Below are 601 nucleotides of genomic sequence, written 5' to 3' on the forward strand. Positions count from 1 at the left end.
ACCCTCGATGGCGATCGAAGAATACAAATAAGTTGGCCACACCTACACGTTTATATTCATAATCTAACCGCTTAGTCTGCCCCGGCTTCATTGGTTGTGCCGGTCGAGTATCATCTACAAGTTGTTTCATCGCCTCATCAAAGTTAATTATGGGATTTAACTCATCTGCTGGCTCAGCATATAACTCGAGCACATGTTCCATTCGCGCGATATATTCAGCATCCATTGTCGCCACACACCACATCTTTTTTTGCCATGGTTTTAGTGCATTCTCTTTAAGACGTCTCCGTATTGTTTCATACGAGATACTATCTAAATCTGTTAATGTAACTAATCGCTCTCCAAGTAAAGATAATGTCCATCTAGAGTGACCTGTTGGCGGCCTAGTACAAGCTGTGGCGATTAACGTTGCGTCATCTTTTGCAGAGGTTTTTCTCATTGCACCACTTCGTGCACCTTCATTCATAGCTGCCGCTAGATTCTCTTCAACGAACTGGCGTTTGACTCGAAATACGGTTGAAGAACTCACTTGAACTGCTTCACATATTTGCTCTGTTGTATATCTACAACGGTCTGCTTTTAACAAAATAGCCGCACGCTT

General features: G+C 42.8%; 1 protein-coding gene. It reads right to left on the reverse strand.

All coding sequences use genetic code 11. The annotated features are described in order from the left end of the window. Positions 1–586: IS630 family transposase (locus HUS62_RS22385; RefSeq protein ID WP_258536846.1), on the reverse strand; the 586-nt coding region annotated here is incomplete at its 3' end. Between the last annotated feature and the right edge of the window lie 15 nt (positions 587–601).

This window comes from Pseudoalteromonas sp. 0303, from assembly GCF_013349995.1.
Classification (GTDB): domain Bacteria; phylum Pseudomonadota; class Gammaproteobacteria; order Enterobacterales; family Alteromonadaceae; genus Pseudoalteromonas.